The sequence below is a fragment of the Streptomyces sp. NPDC057565 genome, assembly GCF_042801455.1.
GTDB lineage: Bacteria > Actinomycetota > Actinomycetes > Streptomycetales > Streptomycetaceae > Streptomyces > Streptomyces yanii.
This window is the reverse complement of the sequence record NZ_JBHVFU010000015.1, coordinates 96,134-116,093: the sequence shown is the minus strand read 5'-3', so window position 1 is coordinate 116,093 and position 19,960 is coordinate 96,134. Positions and strand designations below refer to the sequence as shown.

Below are 19,960 nucleotides of genomic sequence, written 5' to 3'. Positions count from 1 at the left end.
AAGGGCTGTGCCTGGACGGTCACATACCCCGGTACTTCGGCTTACGGCGTTCCACGAAGCTCGCCACGCCCTCGCTGGCGTCCTGCGTCGTCATGTTGATCTCCTGGGCCATCGCCTCGGCGGCGAACGCCGTTGCGCGGCCGGCGTCCAGGGACGCGTTGACCAGCTGTTTGGTGAGGGCGAGGGCGCGGGTCGGGCCGTCCGCCAGGCGCTGGGACCACTCCCGGGCCGTCGCCGCCAACTCCTCTGCCGCGACCACCCGGTTGACGAGGCCCAGGCGTTCCGCCTCCGCTGCGGGGAGCGCGTCTCCGAAGAACATCAGCTCCTTGGCGCGCTGCGGGCCGATCAGGCGGGGCAGCAGGTAGGCCCCGCCGCCGTCCGGGACGAGACCGCGGCGTGCGAAGACCTCGATGAACGTCGCCGAGTCGGCGGCCAGGACCAGGTCGCAGGCGAACGCGAGGTGCGCGCCGATGCCGGCCGCGGTGCCGTTGACAGCCGCGATCACCGGCTTCTCGCAATCCAGGACCGCGGCGATCAGGCGCTGCGCGCCGAGCCGGATGGTGCGGGCCACGTCGCCGGGGATCCGGTCGCCCGTCGACGGGGCGCCACGCAGGTCGGCGCCCGCGCAGAAGCCGCGGCCGGTGGCGGTGAGAACGACGGCCCGGACCGACGGGTCCGCGGACGCGTCGGCGAGGAGAGCGATGATGCGTTCCCGCTGGTCCCAGGTGACGGCGTTCATCGCCTCGGGGCGGTTCAGCGTGATCCATGAGACGCCGTTGTCAGTGGCGTGGAGTACCCATGGATCAACCGGTTCGACCGAGCCGGTGTGCTCGGTGGTGTCTTCGGGGGACGGCATGAGGCAGCTCCTCCTACTCGGTGGCGGGTGCGGTCAGCGGCAGACGGCGAGTGCGTCGAGCGCCACCGCGCCCTGCCCGCGCCCCAGCACCATCAGCGGGTTGATGTCCAGCTCGGAGAGGTCGTCGCCCAGTTCCAGCGCCATCCGCTGGACACGGAGCACCACCTCGACGAGCGCGTCGACGTCCACCGGCGGTCCGCCGCGTACGCCTTCCAGCAGGGCCCGGCCGCGCAGTTCGCCGAGCATCGCCCGCGCCTGGTCCTCGCCGAACGGTGGTACCCGCACCGCCGCATCGTGCAGCACCTCCACGAGCACGCCGCCGAGTCCGACCGTGACCGTCGGTCCGAACAGGGCGTCGTGCGTGACGCCGACCATCATTTCGACGCCCCGCTCGATCATCTGGCAGACCAGGACGCCGTCCAGCTCGACACCTTCGTAGCGGGCGATGTCGGTCAGTTCGCGGTACGCGTCGCGGACCTGGCTCGCGGAGGTGAGCCCGACCTTGACCAGGCCGAGCTCCGTCTTGTGGGCGAGCCGTGCGCCCGACGCCTTCATCACGACCGGGTAGCCGACCAGACCCGCGGCGCGGACGGACGCGGCCGCGCTGGTGACCAGCTGCTCGCGCGGGACACGGATGCCGTACGCCCGCAGCAGCTGCTTCGCCGCGTGCTCGCTCAGCTGGTGGCCCGGGCGCATCAGGGCCTGCGCCTTGCGGAACGAGGGCGACGGCGTGCGCGGCGCCTCGTCGAAGGGCGAGCGGTACGAGCCGGCGAACCGGTGGTGGTCCAGATAGGCCTTCACGGCGGTGATGCAGTTGCCGAAGGTGCGGAAGGTGGCGACGCGCGACGAGCCGAGCAGCGTCGTGCGGTACGCGTCCTCCGTGCCGACCGGCGAGCCCCACACCACACACACCAGCTTGTCCGTGGTCTCCGCCGCGTCCACCAGGTCCTGCGCGAGCCGGTCGCTCATCGGGGGGAACGGGCCGGTGATCGGACAGATCAGCACCCCCACGTCCGGGTCGGCGAGGATCGCGTCGATGATCTTCCGGCCGCGCCAGTCGCCGACCGGGTGCCCGCCGTTGTCGACGGGGTTCGCCACGTTCAGATAGCCGGGAATCCATGCGTGCAGTTCGCGCTGCTTCTCCTCGGACAGGGTGGGGAGCTTCAGCCCCGCCCCGGTCGCCAGGTCCGAGAAGTGCGCGCCCGTGCCGCCCGAGATCGAATACACGACGACCCCGTCGGCCTGCGGCTTCCGCGCCCGGGCCAGCAGGGCCGCGGTGTCCTGGAGCTCGTCGAGTCCGTCCACCCGGATCACGCCGAACTGCCGCATCGCCGCATCCACCACCTGGTCGGCGCCGGTCAGCTTGCCGGTGTGTGACGCGGCCATCCTGGCCCCCGTCTCCGTACGCCCCACCTTGACCGCCACGACCGGCACCCCGGCCCGCGCCGCCCGGTCGGCGGCGAGCAGAAAGGAGCGGCCGTCCTTGAGCCCCTCGACATAGGCGGCGATGGCCCCGACCTCGGGGCGCTCGGCGAAGTACGAGATGAAGTCGGCGGTCTCCAGATCCGCCTCGTTGCCCGTGGGCGCCCAGTGCGACAGCCGTACGCCCAGCTCCTGGAGGGTGTAGACGGGACGGCCCTGGTGACCGGACTGGGTGATCAGGGCGATCGCCGGCCCGTCGAGGTCGTCCCGGAACGCCTCGAAGGCGTTGAGGTTGGTGTTCGGCCCGAGCAGCCGCAGCCCCGACCGCTCCACAGCGGCCGCCAGCCGCGCCTGGGCGGCGGCGCCCTCCTCGCCGGTCTCGGCGAACCCGGAGGCGAAGGCGACCGCGAACTTCACCTTGGCCTGCCCGAGTTCCTCGATCACCGGAAGCGGGTCGCCGACCAGCAGTACCGCCAGATCGACCTGCTCCGGCAGATCCGCGACGGAACGGGAACAGGTCCGGCCGAAGACGGACTCCCGTGTGGGGTGGACCGGATGCAGCCGCGCCCCGACCCGCTCGGCCCAGGCGACGAGCTGCCGGGTGATGCCGGTGTTGGGCCTGCCCTCGGTGTCGGACGCCCCGATGACGGCCACGGACTCGGGCCGGAAGAACCGGTCCAGGTCCGGCACGGGGGCGTGCAGCGGGCGGCCGCTGACATCGAGATCGCCTTCCGCGGCGGCGACCGCCATGCTGTGGACGGCGGCGTGCGGCTCTTCTCCGCAGGCCACCACCCGGGCGCGGAAGTGTGTGGTGAGGGTGCCGTGCGTCGATCCAAGCATCGTTCCGCCCACTCCTGCCAGAAGTCCGTCGGGGTGCCTGTGCCGGGTCAGCCATGAGCTGACACTCTGTCAGGTTACTGAACTGACGCCCCGTCAGGAATGCCTGTGCAGGCAAAGGCTGGACGGGGCTGCCGGGCCGATGCCCGGTACGCGCCGACGTCCGTGAAGTCGACCGCGTGCGCCAGGGTGAGGATCTCCACGTCGGTCGCCGAGCGCTACCGGACGGCGAGGATCGGATCGATCTCGTACGCGGCTCCTCCGGCGACACCGTGAACTCGACCACGCACGGCGCCTGGAAGTCCTTCCACTTCACCAAGTAGGGCCGGGAGAAAGCGGGAAGGGCCTCCGCGGCTGCGGAGGCCCTTCCCGGTGTGCCGCCTACCAGGTCGGCGCGCCCGCTGGCTGCCTGGTGGTGACGTTGATGCGGTTGAAGAGGTTGGTGATGCCGATCATGAGAGTCAGGGCGGCGAGCCCCTGCTCGTCGAAGTGGTCGGTCGCCGCGTCCCAGATGTCGTCCGGCACCGCGTCGCCCCGGTCGCTCAGACGGGTCGCCGCCTCGGCGAGCGCCAGCGCCGCGCGCTCCTCGTCGGAGAAGTACGGCGCCTCGCGCCAGGCCGCCACGGCGAACAGCTTCTCGTCGGCCACGCCCGCCTTCCGGGCGCTGCGGACCCCGTAGTCGACGCAGTAGCTGCATCCGTTGATCTGGCTCCCCCGCAGGTGGACGAGTTCCAGCGTCGAGTCCGGGACGCCACGGTTCCGGGTGGCCTTCAGGAGTTCCTGGATGGCGGGCAGGGCCTCGGGGATGAGGGCGGCCGGGTTCTTCATCCTTGCTTCCATGATGCTGCTCCTCCGGATCTTCGGGGCCTGTGGTGACACCCGCTCGTTTTCGTCCTTCACAGCAATGACGGAACGTGTCGCGCGGATGTGACCGGCCCCCAGAATTTCTTTTCCGGGCCGGAGAGGACGCCCTCGGCGGCGTCCGTGACGACGAGGCGGGGGAGCGCCGGGCACGCGGGCCTCCGGGACGCGAAGTCCCGGGTCGCGGTCCCCGGGGTCAGCAGGCCCGCTTCGCCAGCCGCTTGGCGATCTTCTCCGCGTCCAGGGCCATTTCGCGGAACATGCCGCTGATCGGGTTGGTGAACCCGGTGAAGTGGAGACCGGACGCATGCTTCGGCGTGCGGCCGCCGTGCACGACCGGCCTGCCGCGTGCGTCCAGTACGTCGAGGTGTCCGACCAGCCCTTCGAGCGCCCGCCGGTAGCCGGTCGCCGCGATCACGGCGTCCGGCGTGATCCGGGTCCCGTCCGCCAGGACCACGGTGTCCTTGTCGAACGAATCGACGGTTGGCACGGGCAGCACCCGGCCGCCCCGCACCGCGTCGATCAGCCCCACGTCCTGGACCGGAATGGCGCCGTCCTTGACCCGTGAGTAGAGGCCCGTGTCCGGGCGCGGCAGGCCCTGTTCGGAGAGGTCGGGCACGGCGGCCCCGGCCATCAGCCGGCCGGCCCGGTCGACCAGGCGCACGGGCAGTCTGCGGACCAGGATGCCGGTCGCCTGCGCGGGCCAGCCCGCCGTGGAGCGGCGCACGATGTGCGGAACGGTGCGTACCGCGATCCGTACCCGGGAAGCGCCCCCCTCCACCAGGTCCACAGCGATCTCCGCCCCCGTGTTGCCGATACCGACGACGAGGACGTCCTTGCCCGCGTACGGGGCGGGATTGCGGTAGTCCGAGGCGTGCAGCAGCTCGCCGGTGAACGTGTCACGGCCCGCCCAGTCGGGGATCCGTGGGGTGTGGTTGTAGCCGGTGGCCACGACGACGGCCCGCCCGGTCAGGACCCGTCCGCCGCTTGCGGTCAGCTGCCAGCCGGTGCCGTCCGACGCCCGGTCGACACGGGTCACCTCGACACCCGTCACCACTTCCAGCTCATGGTGTTCGACGTACTTCTCCAGGTAGCGCACCACGTCGTCACGGGCCACCCAGCGTCCGAACCGGCGCGGCATCGCGAGCCCCGGCAGTGCGGACCAGCGCCGGGTGGTGTGGAGGTGCAGCCGGTCGTAGTGACGGCGCCACGAGGCGCCGACGTTCTCGGACTTCTCCAGTACGACGGCCCGCACCCCCTGCGCGCCCAGGGCGGCCGCGGCGGCGAGACCGCCCGGGCCGCCGCCGATGACATAGACGGGCCGCTGTTCCGTGATGTCGGTGGGCGCGGGCGTGGGTCCGCTGTCGGCGGTGGAGGTGCTGTCGGGCATGGCTCGGAGCGTAATCGCCCGATTACTTGATGGGTCTCGGTCAAGATCGGGTTCCATTGCGAATTGGTCACGGGTGACGTGGAGTCGTCGAGGGGCCGGGGCTTCACGGTGGCGTTCCGGGGCTATCGGGATCAACGCATCTGACGTACCGTCAGATTTCTTGAATTCCTCAACCCCGCGGCGGAACGGGAAGGGGTCCCGATGCGGACGATCTGGCTCGGCGGAGCCGAGTGGCTCGCCGTCCTTCGAACAGGGCTCGGCCTGTGGTGGCTGGAGAGCTGGCGACACAAGGACAAGAAGGGCTGGTTCGAGCGCGGTACGGGCATCGCCTGGGCGGCGGACGTCGCGGGCAAGCACAAGTGGCCGGCGGTCAGGAGCGGATTCGAGAAGGTCGTCGCGCCCCGCCCCAAGGCAATGGCCTACCTGGTCGTGTACGCGGAACTCGCCCTCGGTCTCGGGCTGATCGTCGGATTCCTGACCCCGGTCGCGCTCGTCGGCGGGCTGCTCCTCAATCTCCTCTATCTGGTGCTGATGATCCACGACTGGGCCGAGCAGGGGCAGAACGCGATGATGGCGCTGATCTCGCTGGTCGCCCTCTTCGCCATGTCCTGGCAGGTCTGGTCCCTCGACCACGCGATCGGACTCTTCGGATGACCGCCGCCATCCCCCGCTTCGACCTGCCCGAGCCGGACGACTTCACCCGCCCCTACTGGGACGCCGCCGCCGAGGGCCACTTGTTGGTGCGACGGTGCCGTGCCTGCGGCGCCGCCCACCACTACCCGCGCGAGTTCTGTCCCACGTGCTGGAGCGAGGACGTCGACTGGGAGCGGGCGAGCGGCCGCGCCACGCTCTACACCTGGTCCGTCGTCCACCGCAACGACCTGCCGCCGTTCGGTTCCCGCGTCCCGTACACGGCGGCCGTCGTCGACCTCGCCGAGGGGCCGCGCATGATGACGGAGATCGTCGACTGCGAGGAGTCGGCCCTCGCGATCGGCATGGAGCTGCGCGTCGCCTTCCGGCAGGAGGAGGGGTGCGAGGCGGTCCCGGTCTTCCGACCAAAAGCCGGTGCCTGACGCGGCGGAGTCAGCGCCGCTTGCCGCGGCGCAGCTTCCACCGCTCCCAGATGTTGGGGTGGCGGACGACCACTCCGCCCATGCCGCCCGAACCGGTGAGGCGGAGCAGCGGTGCGCCCGGGAGTCTCTCGCCCCGGGTCCGGTCCTTGAAGCCGCCCAGGCCGGGACGGACGTCGTCGGTCTCCGCCGCCCACCCCCTGGGTACGACCACGACAACCCCGCCCATCTGGCCGTTGACCTCCAGCTCGATCTCGCGCAGTCGGGTCTCGGTCTGCGTGAAGTCGAGCTTGGCGCCGCCCATGCCGCCGTCCACGTCGATGCGTGCGGGCACCTTCCATCGTCCGGTCCGTGCCAGGCCGTGTATGCCGCCCTCGAGGACCAGCGGCTCCGTCGCGTTCTGCGGTGCGGGTGCCAGATCGGCAGTGAGGGGTTCCAGCTCGGCGAAGGTCTTGGCTCCGAGCGCCTGACCCAGGCGCACATCCAGCTCGTCGAGATCGATGCGGCCTTCGGCCGCCGCCTCCTGGAGCTGCTCCACCACCGCTTCACGATCGGCGTCGGAGGCGCGAAGCCGGCTGACGGAATTCGGGCGCTCAGGAGTCATGAACCTGATGATACGGAACGGGTCACCAGTCCTCCCGTACCAATTGCGCGACCACCACCCCGTGCAGCAGCTCCGCGTCCACGAACTCCCCCTCCTCCGGGGCCCCGCACCGCCAGCTCAGCGGATACGTGTTGCCGTGCGCCGCGGGGATCCCCACGTACAGATCCCGCGCCGACGGTCCGAGACAGGTCGCCCCCGGCGGCCAGTCGTACCTCTTGCTCACCCCGGGCGGGATCAGGAAGTACGTCCACCGCCCGCCCGCGACCTCCCGGACCACCGGACCCGGGTCACCGTCCGTGAGCGTGGCGAGATGGTGCAGGACGGCCTCGCCGCGTACGCCGCGTACCCGGATGGCGTCGAAGTGGACCCCGGTCAGGTGAAGTTGGAGCCCCGCGGGCGGTACCCATTCGGGGAGCTTCTTGCTCGTCATGGATACGAGGATCCCGCTGACTGCGTAGCGTGACCAGAGAGACACGGTCCACATTTGGCAATGTGGTGAGAACGGTGGTGGCTGTGGGCACGAGTGGTGACCCGTCGCAGGTGCGGAGGCTTGTGGGGGATCTGATCCGGATCCACCGGGTGCGGGCGGGGCTCACGCAGAGAGACGCCTCGGAGAAGCTGTTGGTCTCGGAGTCCCTGATGGGGGCGTACGAGCGGGCTGAGCGGATCCCCTCGTTGGACTTCCTGGGGGCTGCGGACCAAGTCTTCGAGGCGTGCGGGGCGTTGAAGGCGTGCGTGGAGCTGATGGACGAGGAGAAGTACCCGCCGAAGTATGTGGACTGGGTTCGGCTCCAGCGGTTGGCGCGGGTCATCAGCGCGTACGAAATGATGGTGATCCCCGGCCTGCTTCAGACGGAGGCGTACGCACGTGCGCTGTACGCGTCCCGTGTACCGGCGTACACGGAAGAGGAAGTCGCCCGGCATGTCGCAGCTCGTCTGGAGCGGCAGGCGGTGTTGACCCGCACACCTCCACCACGTATCGGGTTTGTCATGGAGGAGTCGGCCCTGGAACGCATTCTCGGCGGCCCTGAGGTACTCAAGGATCAGCTCCAGCATCTGCTGGAGTGCATGCGGACGATGAGTCACTTGACGTTTCAGGTGATGCCTACCCGTCGGCACATGCATGCGGGACTCCACGGGCCGATGCAGCTGATGAGCACGGAGAAGGGGCGCAACTTGATCTTCGAAGAGGGGCACGGCGGCGGTACGTTGATCTCCAAGCCGGACCGGGTCAATGACCTGTTCGACCTCTTCGGCATCCTGCGGGCGCAGGCGCTCACACCCTGGGAGTCTGCGGAACTCATCGAGGAGAAGGCGGCGCAGCTATGAAGTCGACAGAACTGGACTGGTTCAAGTCCAGTTACAGCACCAACGAAGGCGGCGAGTGCATCGAAGTCGCCTACGAAGGCGGCGCCTGTGTAGAGGTCGCCACCTGCCCCCACACCGTCCACGTCCGCGATTCCAAGGTCATCGACGGCCCCACCTTCGCCGTCACCGCGGCCGCTTGGTCCGCCTTCGTGGCAGGTGCGCGCACCGCCTGATCGTCACAGGCCGGGCGCGCCCCAGACCGGGAACCACCGGGAGAGATCCTGCTCGACCCGCAGGTCGTCGCCCAGTGTCGCCCTGACCTGCAGCTCCAGGGGGCTGTCGCGTCTCTCGACGCTGCCCGGCATTGGGGCGAACGGATAGAACGTGCCGCGTTTGTAGAGGTAGACCAGCGCCAGCGAGCGCCCTTCGGCATTCCGGAAGCCGATCAGCGAGCAGAGCAGTTGCGGGCCGAAGCCACCGTCCTGGAGCAGGGTGTTGACCGCGTGCAGGTCGTTGACCAGGGAGGCCACGTCGTCGGGGGAGTGGCGGGCGAGCAGCCAGGTGTAGCCGTACGAATCGCGGCTGAACTCCACCGGGATCCCGCCCCGGTCCGTGTCCGCGTCGAGCAGTTCCTGTACGTCCTGCTGGATACGGGCGAAGGTGCCGCCCTCCACCCCCGCGAAGCAGACCGAGCCCAGACCGGTGGGGATGAAGCCCGCGCCCGCCTGGAGGGTGAGCGCGGCGGACGGTACGGCGAAGAGCTGGTCGAGGTCGGGGCGTACCGGTTTGCTGCGTCCCAGGATCGTGTCGAGCAGACCCACTGCGGACTCCTTACGGGCGGGCGAGTTCGGCGGAGATGCGCGCCAGCTGGTCGAGGCGCTGTTCGAGGGTCGGGTGGGAGGAGAGCAGCCGGCTGAGGCTCTCCTTCGAGGAGAACGCCGGGACGAAGTAGAAGGCGTTGTACGGCTCCGCCTTCCGCAGGTCCTCCGTCGGGATCCGGGCCATCTGCCCGGTGACCTTGGTGAGCGCCGAGGCGAGCGCGGAGGGGCGGCCGGTGAGGAGGGCGGCGGCGCGGTCGGCGGAGAGTTCGCGGTAGCGCGAGAGCAGCCGGGTGAGCAGGAAGCTCAGGCAGTACACGACGGCGCTGATCAGCGGGACCAGCAGGATCGCGATGCCGACGGGGTCGCTGCTGCGGCTGCTGCGGGAGAAACCGCCCCAGAGGGCGACGCGGGTGACCACGCCGGCCATGACGCCGAGGAACGAGGCGATCGTCATGACGGCGACGTCCCGGTGGGCGACGTGCGACATCTCGTGCGCGAGGACGCCCTCCAGCTCCTCGGGTCCCAGTCTGCGCAGGAGTCCGGTGGTGGCGCAGACGAGGGCGGTCCTCTCGCCGCGGCCGGTGGCGAAGGCGTTCGGTACGTCGCTCCGGGCGATGGCCACCCGGGGTTTCGGCATGTCGGCCAGGGCGCAGATCCGGTCGATGGTGCCGTGCAGCTCGGGTGCTTCCTCGGGGGTGACCTCGCGGGCGCCCATGCTGAAGGCGGTGATGCGGTCGCTGAACCAGAACTGCGCGATGAACAGACCACCCACGACGATCAGGATGATCGGCCAGGCGCCCCGCAGTACCGCGAGGAGCACGCCCACGAGGACCACGTACAACAGTCCGATCAGGAACATGGTGGTGACCATGCGCGTGGTCAGACCGTGGTCGGGGGCGTATCGGGAACGGGCTCGTGTCATGGAATGCCTCCAGCAACTCACCTGCTTCCCATAGTGCTCCTTTCCGGTGGAAATCGGTTTGTCGGCTCACGGCCAGAGCAGTTCCCGGGTCCAGTTGCCGCCGTCCCGGCGGTAGCGGAGCCGGACATGCCGTCGCCGCACATCGCCCTGGAAGAACTCGACCTCGTGCGGCTCGACCACGTACCGCGTCCAGCTCGTCACGTCCGCCTCCGGTTCCGCCTGCGCCCGCTCCCATGCGGCGTCCGAGGCGCGGTTCAGCTCCTCGTACGAGCCGAGCACCTCGCTCTGTCGCCCCACCAGTGCCGAGGCCAGCGCTCCGGTCGAGCGGACGTGCAGATCGGCCCGGCTCTCGGCCGGGGTGCAGGCGGTGACCGGGCCTCGTACCCGTACCTGCCGGCCCTGTGCGGGCCAGTAGAAACCGAGCGCCGCATGCGGATGCGCGGCGAGCTGGCGGCCCTTTGCGCTGGTGGCGTGCGTGGCGAAGTGCCAGCCGCGGTCGTCCGCGTCGTGCAGCATCAGCGTCCGTACGTCGGGGTGGCCCTCGGCGTCGACCGTGGCCAGCGTCATGGTGTGCGGCTCGGTCTGCCCGGCGGCCACCGCCTCGGCGAACCAGGTGTGGAAGAGGGGGAGCGGGGTGCGGGGCGCGGCGGCCGGGTCGAAGGCGGGGAGGTCCACGTCCCAGACGCGCTGGGCGTGGAGGAGGTCCCGGAAGGTGTGCTGCGCAGAGGTCGTTGCATCCGTCATGCGGCCATTGGACATCAGGCAACGGAGTGCTCCGTTGCCTCACCCCCTCGGGCCCGTTCACGCCCGCCCCAGCACCACCGTCCCCGACGAGCAGAACCAGCCGCCCGTCCCCGAGGCCATCGCCAGTTCCGGCAGCCGTCCGTCCGTCTTCCGGACCTGACGGTCTCCCGCCTCCCCGCGCAGCTGCCGTACCGCTTCCACCAGCAGGAACAGCCCGCGCATGCCGGGGTGGCAGGCGGAGAGGCCGCCGCCGTCGGTGTTGACCGGGAGTTCGCCGGTCAGGCCCGTGCGGCCCTTCTCGACGAAGGCGCCGCCCTCGCCCTTCGCGCAGAAGCCGAGGTCCTCCAGCGTCACCAGCGTCATATAGGTGAACGCGTCATATATCTCGGCCAGGTCGATGTCCGCCGGTCGTACCCCGGCCCGCTCGAACGCCAGGCGGCCCGAGACGGCCGCCGGGGAGACCGTGAAGTCGTCCCACTCCGACATCGTGGAGTGGGAGACGTGCTCACCCGTGCCGAGGATCCACACCGGAGCCTTCGCCGTGTCCGGCACGTACTCCTCCGCGGCCAGCAGCACCGCGCACCCGCCGTCGCTGCGGATGCAGCAGTGCAGCTTGGTGAACGGGTCCGCGATCATCGGCCCCGACAGCACGTCGTCCACCGTGATCGGGTCCCGGAACATCGCGTCCGGGTTGGCCGCCGCGTTAGCCCGCGCCTGGACCGCCACCTCGGCGAGCTGCTCCAGCGTTGTCCCGTACGCGTGCATATGGCGGCGGGCGGCCATGGCGTACTTGGCGATCAGTGAGTGCCCGTACGCCACCTCGAACTGGAGCGGGCCGCGCGAACCGAACGACAGGTTCGACGTGCGGCGCCCCGCCCTGATGTCCGCGCGGGCGGTCGATCCGTACACCAGGAGTACGGCGTTCGCTCGGCCTGCCGCGATCGCGTCGGCGGCGTGGGCGGCCATCACCTCCCAGGTCGCACCACCGACCGCCGTGGAGTCGACCCAGGTGGGCTTCAGCCCCAGATACTCGGCGACCTCGACGGGGGCGAGCGTGCCGAGTCCGGCGGAAGCGAAACCGTCGACGACCGAGCGGTCCAGGCCCGAGTCGGCGAGTGCCCGACGGGCGGCCTGGGCGTGGAGGGCGTACGGAGTCGGGCCGTCGACGCGTCCGCAGTCCGCGAGGGATATGCCGACGACAGCGACCTTGCGCGGGGGAGAGGAGGGTGAGGAAGGCATGAATCTGACGGTACATCAGATATGGCGCCGCGGACCGGTGTGCGGGCGGGATCGGGTCCGGGGCGGGGGCGTGCGCGAGTCTGGGTTTCTGGCGCCATCACCCCTAGCATGACGGCCCGTCAGATCAGGGGTCGACGGCCCCTGAGGGGAAGGAGCCCGACGATGGACGCCGCCTTCACCGCGGAACAGGACGAGATCCGCCGCACCCTGCGCGAACTGCTGGCCGAACGCTGCGGACCCGACGAGATCAGGAGCGCCGTACGGACCGCGCACGGATACGACGAGACCCTGTGGCGGCAGCTCGCCCAGGACCTCGGACTGCCGGGCCTCGCGCTCGCGGAGGAGTACGGAGGAGCCGGCTGCGGCCCCGCCGAACTCGCCGTCGCCTGCGAGGAGGCCGGCCGCGCCCTGCTGCCGTCCCCGCTGCTCGCCACCGCTGCGCTCGCCGCACCGCTGATCGCCGCTGTCGGCACCGACGCCCAGCGCACCGCCCTGCTGCCCCGCATCGCCGCGGGCGAACTGACCGCGACCCTCGCCCTCCCCGGCGGCTCACCGGCCACCGCCCTCGGCCTCATCGGCGACACCAGTGGCGGCGCCTGGGCGGGCGGCGGCCGGTCCGGCGGCGTACAGGCCAGGCCCGGCCCGGACGGGTGGCGGCTGTACGGGGAAGCCGCCCAGGTCCTCGACGGGCACAGCGCGGGCCTTCTGCTGGTCGCCGCCCACGCGGGTGGCTTCCCGCGCAGCCGGACTCTCCTCTTCCTCGTCCGCTCCGACACGGCGACCGGGCTCGCCCGCACCCGGCAGACCTCGCTCGACGAGACCCGGCCGGTGGCCCGTGTCGAACTCCGTGAGACCACCGCCGAACTGCTCGGCGCGGACGACACGGTGGACGTGTCGGGACCGGCCGGAGCGCTCGCCGCCGTCGGGCGCACGACCGCCGCCGTACTGGCGGCGGAGGCGGTCGGAGCCGCCGCGAGCGCGCTCGACCGGACCGTCGAACACGTCAAGGCGCGCGAGCAGTTCGGCCGCGCCATCGGCTCCTTCCAGGCGGTGAAGCACCGGCTCGCCGACCTGTATGTACGAGTGCAGGCGGCCAGGTCCGCGGCCCACTACGCGGCGTGGGACCCGACGGCCGGAGGGCTCGCGCTCGCGCAGGCGCTGGAAGCGCTGCGGATCACCACCGCCGAGGCCGTGCAGCTGCACGGCGGCATCGGCTTCACCTGGGAACACGAGGCCCATCTCTACGTCAAACGGGCCGCCGCCGACGAGCTGCTCTTCGGACCGGTCCACCGGCTGCGCGACCACGCCGCCGAGCAGGCCGGTCTGTTCACGCCCGGCTTCCGGGAACCGCGCGTGGAGGTGACGGTCTGATGGCGGCCGGAGTCCGGCTGATCCAGAAGATGTCCTCGACCCGCACCTTCGCCAGGATCGCCCCGCACGTCGTGCCCGCCATGGACCGCGCCGTCCACCGGCTCACCCGCGGCAAGGTGCTGCTCAGCGCCCGGATGCTGCCGGGGGTGATCCTGACGGTGCGCGGGGCGAGGAGCGGACAGCCACGCACCACTCCACTGGCCTGCATGCCGGAGCACGGCTCCACGGGCGGTGGCAGCACCAGCTGGATTCTGATCGGCAGCAACTTCGGCCGTCCGGGTCATCCTGCCTGGACCGCCAATCTGTTGGCCCATGCGGACGACGCCGTCATCAACTGGAAGGGGCACGACATCGCCGTGCGTGCCCGGCTGCTGGAGGGCGCGGAGCGGGCGGAGGTGTGGCAGGCGGCACTGACGTTCTGGCCGCCGTACGCCACCTACCAGGCGCGGGTGGAGCGGGAGATCCGGCTCTTCCGGCTGGAGCGGCGCGACACCCCGTGACGCGGAAGCTGCCCGGATACGCCGATGGCGGACCACATCGGGTGGTCCGCCAGCGGTGAGACAGGACGTGGGCAGCCCGGGATTGCCGTGCGGAGCCCAGCGCAGGAAGAAGCGAGGCAAGAAGCCGGAAAGACGGTTGCGCCCGGCGCTATTTCGTCGGTTTCTTGCCGGTGATGCCCAGATGCACCAACAGCGCGAGGTTCGGCTTGAGTTCGGCCTGCTTGACGCCCCAGGTCTGGAAGCCTTTCTGGTGCGAGGCGACCGCCGCCAGCATCGCGACGAGCGAGCCCGCCATCGCCGCCGGGCTGACGTCCTTGTCGACCTTGCCCTTGGCCTGGAGCTCCTTCACCGAATCGGTGAGGGAGTTGGTGACCGAGTTCAGGATCTTCATGCGGATCTTGTAGAACCGCTTGTCGCCCTCGGCCGCCCCCAGGTCGACCACGCGCAGGATCGCGTCATGGTGTCGCCAGAAGTCGAGGAACCCCTCGACGAGCTCTTCGGAGGCCTGCCAGCCCGCCTTGCCGACCCAGGAACGGCCGGCGACCAATTCGGTCAACGCGGCGCCCTCCTTGGCCATTTCTTCGGCGATCTCGAGGACGGCTCCCTCGACGTCGGGGAAGTACTGATAGAAGGTTGCGGGTGAAGTCCCCGCCTTGCGGGCGACGTCGATGACTTTGACGTCCCGGTAGGGCGAGGAGCTGAGCATTTCGCTGAGGCAGTCGAGCAGCTTCTGCCGCGTCGCCTGTCCGCGTCGACCGGCCACGCGGCCGTCGACGGTGCGCACTTGTCCTGTCATGCCGTCAGCTTACCGAGGGGTGATCGGAGCGCGATTCGGCCGACTGCAAATGGGGAGTTCCGCAGGTGCGGTGGGGTGGTGTGGGGAAGTGGCCGGATTTCGGCGGATGCGACCCACAGCCTGAATAGTGTTATCAACAGCCTGTGGACAACTTCGGTGGATAACTTTCCGTGACGCGATGGCTAACGAACTCCGATGTCGAATCTTCGTTCGACAGGAGTCATTCGTTGCGCGGCACATGCGGTGCGCGGCTACTTTGAGTGTGACGAGCGTCACTGCTATGGAAGGATCCGGGCCCATGGCCGCATTCCCGCGCTCCGCGCCGTGCTGGGTGGACGCACAGCTCCCCGATCTCGAAGCGGGCAAGCGTTTCTACGGTGGGCTCTTCGGGTGGACCTTCCGGGCCGGTGACGCCGCCGGGGGCGCATGCGCCGACGCCCTCAGCGACGGCAAGCTCGTTGCCGCACTCGCCGCCAAGCAGGACGGCCGGATGCCGACCGCCTGGGGCGTCTACTTCTCCACCGACGACATCGCCGCGACCGTCGCCCTGATCCGGAAGGAGGGCGGCCAGGTCATCACCGAGCCCGTCCGGGTCGGGCGCGCGGGCGTGCTCGCGCAGGCCGCCGACCCGGGCGGTGCGGTCTTCGGGCTCTGGCAGGCCGGTGACCGCAGCGGGTTCGAGAAGCAGAAGGAGCCCGGATCCTTCTGCTGGACCGAGGTCTACACCCGGCAGAAGGACCGCGTCGACGCCTTCTACGAGAAGGTCTTCGGCTTCCTCGGGACCGACCTCGGCGAGTCCGGCACCGATCACGGTGAGCCGGGCACCGATCACGACGAGCCGGGCACCGATCACGACGAGCCGGGCACCGGCGACGGAGACGCCTCGGACTCCGGATCGGCCGATTCCGGTTCTGCCGGGTCCGGCTCCGGCGGTGCGGGCGCCTCCGAGTCCGGCGTCGACTTCCGCATGTGGTCCCCCGAGGGCACCGAACCCGGCCCCGACACAGCGATCGGCGGACGCAGCGTGATCACCGACGCGTTCCCGGCCGAGATGCCCAGCTATTTCCTCAGCTATTTCGCCGTCGCGGACTGCGACGCCACCGCCGAGACGGCGGTCGTGCTCGGCGGCCGGGTCTCCGCGCCGCCCTTCGACATCCCGTACGGGCGGATGGCGGTCCTGCACGACGATCAGGGTGCCGAGTTCGCCGTACTTCAGCCCCCGGTGTCCCGATAGAGGGCAGAGTGACATGTGACACCCCGATCCGCCCCCGGGTTCGCAACCATCGCATCGGCCAGGAACAATCAGGGAGCGCACCGCCGGGTGGTGCCCAGTGGTGAGACGCTGCACAGGGCGGGTTTTTCGCGGACTTCTGTTCCTGAGGTCCGTACGGGGAGGTGGCAGGCAAGTGGTGGAGCAGCTGACGCAGCACGACCCGAGGCGGATCGGCCCGTTCGAGGTGCTGGGACGGCTCGGGGCCGGCGGCATGGGGCTGGTCTATCTCGCCCGCTCGGCGTCCGGCCGACGGGTGGCGATCAAGACCGTACGTACGGAGCTCGCCGAGGATCAGCTCTTCCGGGTCCGCTTCACACGTGAGGTGGAGGCCGCCCGCGCGATCAGCGGCTTCTACACGGCCGCCGTGGTGGACGCCGATCCGCGCGCGGCCGTGCCGTGGCTCGCCACCGCGTACGTGCCCGCTCCCTCGCTCGAGGAAATAGTGAATGAGTGCGGCCCGATGCCGACCCAGGCGGTGCGCTGGCTGGCCGCCGGGATCGCCGAGGCGCTCCAGTCCATCCATGGCGCGGGGCTGGTCCACCGCGACCTCAAGCCGTCGAACGTGCTGGTGGTCGAGGACGGTCCGCGGGTGATCGACTTCGGGATCGCGTCCGGAGTCTCCAACACCCGGCTGACCATGACCAACGTGGCGGTCGGCACCCCCGCGTACATGTCGCCGGAGCAGGCCAGGGACTCGCGCAGTGTCACGGGCGCGAGCGATGTGTTCTCGCTCGGCTCGACGCTCGTCTTCGCCGCCACCGGGCATGCGCCGTTCCACGGGGCGAACCCGGTCGAGACGGTTTTCATGCTGCTGCGGGAGGGCCCCGACGTGGAGGGGCTGCCCGACGACCTGCGGCCGCTGATCGAGTCCTGCATGCAGATGGACGCCGGGCTGCGGCCCAGCCCGGCCGATCTGCAGGCCCAGCTCGCCCCGCATCTCTTCGCCTCCGGCAGCGACGACAGCGGTACGGCGTCGGCCTGGCTGCCGACGTCCGCCACGGCGATGATCGAGCAGCGCCGAGGCGGCGGGCGCACGGCGGCACCCGCCGCCGCTCCGGCTCCCGCTCCGGCTCCGGCGCCGCCGCCCCAGCAGCCGCCGCGGGGCGCGGACTGGGAGTCGGCGTGGCGCAGCGGGGCGGACCTGAGAGGGCCGTCCCCCGCCCCTGCACCTGTTCGGGCGGTGGAGCCGGACGGGGGCGGTCCGCTGCGGCTGCCCGGGGCGAAGGTGCCGATCGGACCCGGGCCGCGTGCCGTGGACGTGCGCGCGATGGCCGGCGCGGAGGCGGGTCCCGCGACAGGGTGGGTGCGCCCGCCCGCCGGGCTGAACGGCGCGGCCCAGGCCGCCGCCCCGCTGCCCGCTCCGACGCACGCCCCCGATGCGCCGCCCGCGGAGCCGGACCGCTGGCGGCCCTGGCGGTTCCGGATGTCGAACGACGTGTGGGGCACGCCGGTCGTCGCCGGGGACCTGCTGTACGTGACGTCGTTCGAGGTGCACGCGCTGGACGTCGGCAACGGGCGGCGCCAGTTCAAGACCCGTGACGTCGCCTGGTCGATGACGCTCGACGGCGGCCGCATCCACGGCTCCGACGGCCCGTCGCTGTACGCCCTGGACGCGCTGACCGGCGCCGAACGGTGGCGGCTGCAGACCGACGCCTGGGTGTACTCGCTCAAGGCCGACCGGGGCACTTTGGTCACCGGCACGCGCGGTGGCGGCGTGCAGGCGTGGGAAGCGTCCACCGGCGAGAAGCTGTGGGAGACCGGAGGCGTACAGACCGACTTCGAGACGGCCGAGGCCGGGCCCGCGATCCACGACGGCACGGTGTACCTGTGGCAGGACGCCCGGCTGCGCGCGGTGGACGCCCGTACGGGCATCGAGCGCTGGTCGTACCCGATCGGTGACGCGGCGTCCTGCGGGGGAGTGCCGGTACGGGTGACGGCCGCCGCGGACGGCTACGTGTACGTCGCCGCGGGCACCCGGGTCCTCGCGGTGGACATCGCGTCGGGGCTGGTGCGGTGGCACTTCGAGTCGCCCGCGGTCTTCCTCTCCCCGCCCGCGTTCGCGCCGGGGCCCGCGGTCACCGGCGGCGGGGTGTACCTGGCCGACTACCTCGGCACGGTGTACGCACTCGACGCGACGACCGGCAAGGACCGGTGGCGCATCGCGACGGAGGCGCGCCAGTCGATCGAACCGGTCCTGGTCACAGCGGGCAATGTGCACGTCGGCAGCGGCAGCGCGCTGTACACGCTGGACGCGGTGACGGGTACCCCGAAATGGCGGTTCGCCGCGGGCGGCGAGGTCGTCGGCGCGCCGGTCGTCGCGGACGGCCGCGTCCACTTCGGTTCCGCGGACCACGTGCTGTACACGCTGGACGCGGCGGGTGGTCAGCTGCGCTGGAAGCTTGCTACGGGCGGCGAGATCACGGGGTCGCCGGTGGCGAAGGGGGGCGTGGTGTACGCGTGCAGCAAGGACCGCTGCGTGTACGCGCTGGACGCGCTGAAGGGGACGGGCACGGGGAACCGGGCACGGGCGTAGGCGTTCACCGGGCTCGCCCGGCAGCCGCTTTGTCCTCAACCGCCGGACGGGCCCGACCGGCCCGGCGGGCGGCGCGGGTCCTGGGCCTCGGGGCCCGTGTACGGGTCCGCCTCAGGCTCCGGCAGGGGACTCGTCTGCACCGATGGCCCCGGCTCCTGCGTCGGCGGCCACGTGTCCGGATCGTCCGACCCCGGCGCCGGGTAGGGCTGGGGCCGGTCCACGCGCCCCGGATGCCCGTGCCGACCCCGCCGCCCCGACATCACCGCGGCCCCCACCAGCATCAGTGCCCCACCCACCGCGGCGGTCGCCACCCCCACCTGCAGCCCGGACCCGTCCGCCGCCACCGTCAGGCCCCCCGTCGCCTGCCCCTGCCGCACCATCCACAGCACGGTGAAGCCGAGGACGACAACCCCCGCACACGCGACCAGCAGCCGGGACCGGAGCACCACGCCCACCACCGTCACGGCCGCAGCGAAGAGGAGCGGCAGCCAGACCGACCCCCACAGTCCCGGCCGCGCACCGCTGATGCCGTTGAAGAGGTCCGCGATCCGGTACTGCCGCCCGAGGCGGCCGTCGTACCAGTCACGGAAGGGGCTCAGCACGGCGGCCGCCGCTCCTGCGAGAGCGACGATCGAGCCGAGGACGTTGCGGATCATCATCGGCCTCCTGCGGTCGTGCGGACCGGTATCACGCATCAGCACCGCTCCCGGCGTCGACGCTACGCCGGGCCCCTGACCCCCGCCACCAGGGGCGCACCGGCCGGACGGCCCTTCCCCGCGCGTCATGCGTTACGGTGTCGCGCGGTCGTTCGACAGCAACATGACAACAACACAAGGGGGGCTGCATCGATGATGCGGCAGCATCTGAAACTCTCGGCGGTCCTGGTGGTGGTGGTGCTCGCACTCACCGGCTTCTCGACCTCGAGCCACGGCGGCAAGAGCCGAGGCAGCAAGAGCCGCGGTTCAAGCAGCAGCAGCAGCGGCGGCGGCTGCTCCAACTCCAAGAAGAGCAACGGCAGCTACCACCACAACGACTACGACGACAACGACTACGACGACTCGTCGAGCAGCTCGTCCGGCGGCTCCACCTACGAGACCGCGACCCCCGCCGCCACGGCGACCGACGAGCCCCAGGTGACCGTGATCCGCTGCGCCCAGCCCCGCAAGGGCAAGCGGCGGGCCGTGACGTCCTCCACCGTCCGGATCAGCTCGAGCGAGCTCGGCACGCATGTGTACAAGGTCGATGTCACCTTTCTCGACGCGCTCGGCAAGACGGTCGACACCGGCGAGGCGAACGTGGAGCTGACGGACGTCGACAGCGCGACCGTCTCCGTGCGGATGGACAGCCCGAGCAAGGTGTCCCGGGTCAAGAAGTGCCGGGTCGAGGCCGAACTCAGCCACTGACCGCTGCTGA

Annotated in this window: 22 protein-coding genes; 10 read left to right on the top strand and 12 right to left on the bottom strand. The window is 70.9% G+C overall.

Annotated elements, in window-relative coordinates:
- Positions 1-19 precede the first annotated feature (19 nt).
- Both ACFU8W_RS25620 and ACFU8W_RS25615 read right to left on the bottom strand, forming a co-directional pair.
- Entirely contained in the window at positions 20-856 is an 837-nt protein-coding gene (locus ACFU8W_RS25620; RefSeq protein WP_384041445.1) for an enoyl-CoA hydratase/isomerase family protein, read from the bottom strand.
- 33 nt (positions 857-889) lie between these two features.
- On the bottom strand, positions 890-3,118 hold the full coding sequence (locus ACFU8W_RS25615; protein WP_384041442.1) for an acetate--CoA ligase family protein: 2,229 nt from the start codon (positions 3,116-3,118) through the stop codon (positions 890-892).
- A 176-nt stretch (positions 3,119-3,294) separates the two neighbouring features.
- Between ACFU8W_RS25615 and ACFU8W_RS25610 the strand changes: the two genes are divergently transcribed.
- Positions 3,295-3,438: a hypothetical protein gene (locus ACFU8W_RS25610; RefSeq protein WP_384041439.1), complete on the top strand. Its 144-nt coding sequence runs from the start codon at positions 3,295-3,297 to the stop codon at positions 3,436-3,438.
- A gap of 58 nt (positions 3,439-3,496) precedes the next feature.
- Here ACFU8W_RS25610 and ACFU8W_RS25605 read toward each other — a convergent pair whose 3' ends face one another.
- Positions 3,497-3,955, bottom strand: coding sequence for a carboxymuconolactone decarboxylase family protein (locus tag ACFU8W_RS25605; RefSeq protein ID WP_384041436.1), 459 nt, complete (start codon positions 3,953-3,955; stop codon positions 3,497-3,499).
- 217 nt (positions 3,956-4,172) lie between these two features.
- Positions 4,173-5,366 carry a flavin-containing monooxygenase gene (locus tag ACFU8W_RS25600; protein WP_384041433.1) on the bottom strand — a complete coding sequence of 398 codons (1,194 nt, stop codon included), beginning with the start codon at positions 5,364-5,366 and terminating at the stop codon, positions 4,173-4,175.
- Between the two features lie 201 nt (positions 5,367-5,567).
- Between ACFU8W_RS25600 and ACFU8W_RS25595 the strand changes: the two genes are divergently transcribed.
- Both ACFU8W_RS25595 and ACFU8W_RS25590 read left to right on the top strand, forming a co-directional pair.
- Entirely contained in the window at positions 5,568-6,020 is a 453-nt protein-coding gene (locus tag ACFU8W_RS25595) for a DoxX family membrane protein (RefSeq protein WP_384041430.1), read from the top strand.
- Positions 6,017-6,439 carry a Zn-ribbon domain-containing OB-fold protein gene (locus ACFU8W_RS25590; RefSeq protein ID WP_384041427.1) on the top strand — a complete coding sequence of 141 codons (423 nt, stop codon included), beginning with the start codon at positions 6,017-6,019 and terminating at the stop codon, positions 6,437-6,439. Before ACFU8W_RS25595 ends, ACFU8W_RS25590 begins: the two co-directional genes overlap by 4 nt.
- A gap of 10 nt (positions 6,440-6,449) precedes the next feature.
- On the opposite strand, the gene ACFU8W_RS25585 is transcribed toward ACFU8W_RS25590, so the two are convergent.
- On the bottom strand, positions 6,450-7,040 hold the full coding sequence (locus ACFU8W_RS25585; protein ID WP_384041424.1) for a DUF1707 domain-containing protein: 591 nt from the start codon (positions 7,038-7,040) through the stop codon (positions 6,450-6,452).
- A gap of 22 nt (positions 7,041-7,062) precedes the next feature.
- Positions 7,063-7,470 carry a hypothetical protein gene (locus ACFU8W_RS25580; RefSeq protein ID WP_384041421.1) on the bottom strand — a complete coding sequence of 136 codons (408 nt, stop codon included), beginning with the start codon at positions 7,468-7,470 and terminating at the stop codon, positions 7,063-7,065.
- Between the two features lie 122 nt (positions 7,471-7,592).
- Here ACFU8W_RS25580 and ACFU8W_RS25575 point away from each other — a divergent pair, with 122 nt between their 5' ends.
- Both ACFU8W_RS25575 and ACFU8W_RS25570 read left to right on the top strand, forming a co-directional pair.
- Positions 7,593-8,369 carry a Scr1 family TA system antitoxin-like transcriptional regulator gene (locus tag ACFU8W_RS25575; protein WP_384041418.1) on the top strand — a complete coding sequence of 259 codons (777 nt, stop codon included), beginning with the start codon at positions 7,593-7,595 and terminating at the stop codon, positions 8,367-8,369.
- On the top strand, positions 8,366-8,581 hold the full coding sequence (locus ACFU8W_RS25570; protein WP_384041415.1) for a DUF397 domain-containing protein: 216 nt from the start codon (positions 8,366-8,368) through the stop codon (positions 8,579-8,581). The genes ACFU8W_RS25575 and ACFU8W_RS25570 overlap by 4 nt, the downstream gene beginning before the upstream one ends.
- A gap of 3 nt (positions 8,582-8,584) precedes the next feature.
- Here the strand turns inward: ACFU8W_RS25570 and ACFU8W_RS25565 are convergent, their stop codons facing one another.
- The 4 genes from ACFU8W_RS25565 to ACFU8W_RS25550 form a co-directional block, all read right to left on the bottom strand.
- Entirely contained in the window at positions 8,585-9,169 is a 585-nt protein-coding gene (locus tag ACFU8W_RS25565) for a hypothetical protein (protein WP_384041412.1), read from the bottom strand.
- A 10-nt stretch (positions 9,170-9,179) separates the two neighbouring features.
- Entirely contained in the window at positions 9,180-10,091 is a 912-nt protein-coding gene (gene htpX / locus ACFU8W_RS25560) for a zinc metalloprotease HtpX (protein ID WP_384041409.1), read from the bottom strand.
- Positions 10,092-10,157: 66 nt separating this feature from the next.
- A complete protein-coding gene (locus ACFU8W_RS25555) occupies positions 10,158-10,835 on the bottom strand; it encodes a pyridoxal 5'-phosphate synthase (protein ID WP_384041406.1) in 678 nt (225 codons plus the stop codon).
- 57 nt (positions 10,836-10,892) lie between these two features.
- Positions 10,893-12,074 (bottom strand): acetyl-CoA acetyltransferase, encoded by a 1,182-nt coding sequence (locus tag ACFU8W_RS25550; protein WP_384041403.1) that lies wholly within the window; start codon positions 12,072-12,074, stop codon positions 10,893-10,895.
- Between the two features lie 162 nt (positions 12,075-12,236).
- Between ACFU8W_RS25550 and ACFU8W_RS25545 the strand changes: the two genes are divergently transcribed.
- A complete protein-coding gene (locus ACFU8W_RS25545) occupies positions 12,237-13,445 on the top strand; it encodes an acyl-CoA dehydrogenase family protein (protein ID WP_384041400.1) in 1,209 nt (402 codons plus the stop codon).
- Positions 13,445-13,945 carry a nitroreductase family deazaflavin-dependent oxidoreductase gene (locus tag ACFU8W_RS25540; protein ID WP_384041397.1) on the top strand — a complete coding sequence of 167 codons (501 nt, stop codon included), beginning with the start codon at positions 13,445-13,447 and terminating at the stop codon, positions 13,943-13,945. The genes ACFU8W_RS25545 and ACFU8W_RS25540 overlap by 1 nt, the downstream gene beginning before the upstream one ends.
- 148 nt (positions 13,946-14,093) lie before the next feature.
- On the opposite strand, the gene ACFU8W_RS25535 is transcribed toward ACFU8W_RS25540, so the two are convergent.
- A complete protein-coding gene (locus ACFU8W_RS25535; RefSeq protein ID WP_384041394.1) occupies positions 14,094-14,741 on the bottom strand; it encodes a TetR family transcriptional regulator in 648 nt (215 codons plus the stop codon).
- Between the two features lie 298 nt (positions 14,742-15,039).
- Here ACFU8W_RS25535 and ACFU8W_RS25530 point away from each other — a divergent pair, with 298 nt between their 5' ends.
- Complete coding sequence (locus ACFU8W_RS25530; protein ID WP_384041391.1) at positions 15,040-15,975, top strand: VOC family protein; 936 nt, start codon at positions 15,040-15,042, stop codon at positions 15,973-15,975.
- Positions 15,976-16,147: 172 nt separating this feature from the next.
- Positions 16,148-18,547 carry a PQQ-binding-like beta-propeller repeat protein gene (locus ACFU8W_RS25525; RefSeq protein WP_384041388.1) on the top strand — a complete coding sequence of 800 codons (2,400 nt, stop codon included), beginning with the start codon at positions 16,148-16,150 and terminating at the stop codon, positions 18,545-18,547.
- A 35-nt stretch (positions 18,548-18,582) separates the two neighbouring features.
- Here the strand turns inward: ACFU8W_RS25525 and ACFU8W_RS25520 are convergent, their stop codons facing one another.
- Positions 18,583-19,203: a hypothetical protein gene (locus ACFU8W_RS25520; RefSeq protein ID WP_384041578.1), complete on the bottom strand. Its 621-nt coding sequence runs from the start codon at positions 19,201-19,203 to the stop codon at positions 18,583-18,585.
- 192 nt (positions 19,204-19,395) lie between these two features.
- Here ACFU8W_RS25520 and ACFU8W_RS25515 point away from each other — a divergent pair, with 192 nt between their 5' ends.
- Entirely contained in the window at positions 19,396-19,950 is a 555-nt protein-coding gene (locus tag ACFU8W_RS25515) for a hypothetical protein (RefSeq protein ID WP_384041385.1), read from the top strand.
- Positions 19,951-19,960 lie beyond the last annotated feature (10 nt).

Bases quoted from the DNA above. Each gene is read 5' to 3' on its own strand.
- ACFU8W_RS25600 (WP_384041433.1), bottom strand. From the start codon at position 5,366: ATGCCCGACAGCACCTCCACCGCCGACAGCGGACCCACGCCCGCGCCC.
- ACFU8W_RS25545 (WP_384041400.1), top strand. From the start codon at position 12,237: ATGGACGCCGCCTTCACCGCGGAACAGGACGAGATCCGCCGCACCCTG.
- ACFU8W_RS25530 (WP_384041391.1), top strand. From the start codon at position 15,040: ATGGCCGCATTCCCGCGCTCCGCGCCGTGCTGGGTGGACGCACAGCTC.
- ACFU8W_RS25520 (WP_384041578.1), bottom strand. From the start codon at position 19,203: ATGATCCGCAACGTCCTCGGCTCGATCGTCGCTCTCGCAGGAGCGGCG.
- ACFU8W_RS25550 (WP_384041403.1), bottom strand. From the start codon at position 12,074: ATGCCTTCCTCACCCTCCTCTCCCCCGCGCAAGGTCGCTGTCGTCGGC.
- ACFU8W_RS25605 (WP_384041436.1), bottom strand. From the start codon at position 3,955: ATGGAAGCAAGGATGAAGAACCCGGCCGCCCTCATCCCCGAGGCCCTG.
- ACFU8W_RS25615 (WP_384041442.1), bottom strand. From the start codon at position 3,118: ATGCTTGGATCGACGCACGGCACCCTCACCACACACTTCCGCGCCCGG.
- ACFU8W_RS25570 (WP_384041415.1), top strand. From the start codon at position 8,366: ATGAAGTCGACAGAACTGGACTGGTTCAAGTCCAGTTACAGCACCAAC.
- ACFU8W_RS25585 (WP_384041424.1), bottom strand. From the start codon at position 7,040: ATGACTCCTGAGCGCCCGAATTCCGTCAGCCGGCTTCGCGCCTCCGAC.
- ACFU8W_RS25580 (WP_384041421.1), bottom strand. From the start codon at position 7,470: ATGACGAGCAAGAAGCTCCCCGAATGGGTACCGCCCGCGGGGCTCCAA.
- ACFU8W_RS25595 (WP_384041430.1), top strand. From the start codon at position 5,568: ATGCGGACGATCTGGCTCGGCGGAGCCGAGTGGCTCGCCGTCCTTCGA.
- ACFU8W_RS25515 (WP_384041385.1), top strand. From the start codon at position 19,396: ATGATGCGGCAGCATCTGAAACTCTCGGCGGTCCTGGTGGTGGTGGTG.
- ACFU8W_RS25535 (WP_384041394.1), bottom strand. From the start codon at position 14,741: ATGACAGGACAAGTGCGCACCGTCGACGGCCGCGTGGCCGGTCGACGC.
- ACFU8W_RS25555 (WP_384041406.1), bottom strand. From the start codon at position 10,835: ATGACGGATGCAACGACCTCTGCGCAGCACACCTTCCGGGACCTCCTC.
- ACFU8W_RS25540 (WP_384041397.1), top strand. From the start codon at position 13,445: ATGGCGGCCGGAGTCCGGCTGATCCAGAAGATGTCCTCGACCCGCACC.
- ACFU8W_RS25620 (WP_384041445.1), bottom strand. From the start codon at position 856: ATGCCGTCCCCCGAAGACACCACCGAGCACACCGGCTCGGTCGAACCG.
- htpX (WP_384041409.1), bottom strand. From the start codon at position 10,091: ATGACACGAGCCCGTTCCCGATACGCCCCCGACCACGGTCTGACCACG.
- ACFU8W_RS25590 (WP_384041427.1), top strand. From the start codon at position 6,017: ATGACCGCCGCCATCCCCCGCTTCGACCTGCCCGAGCCGGACGACTTC.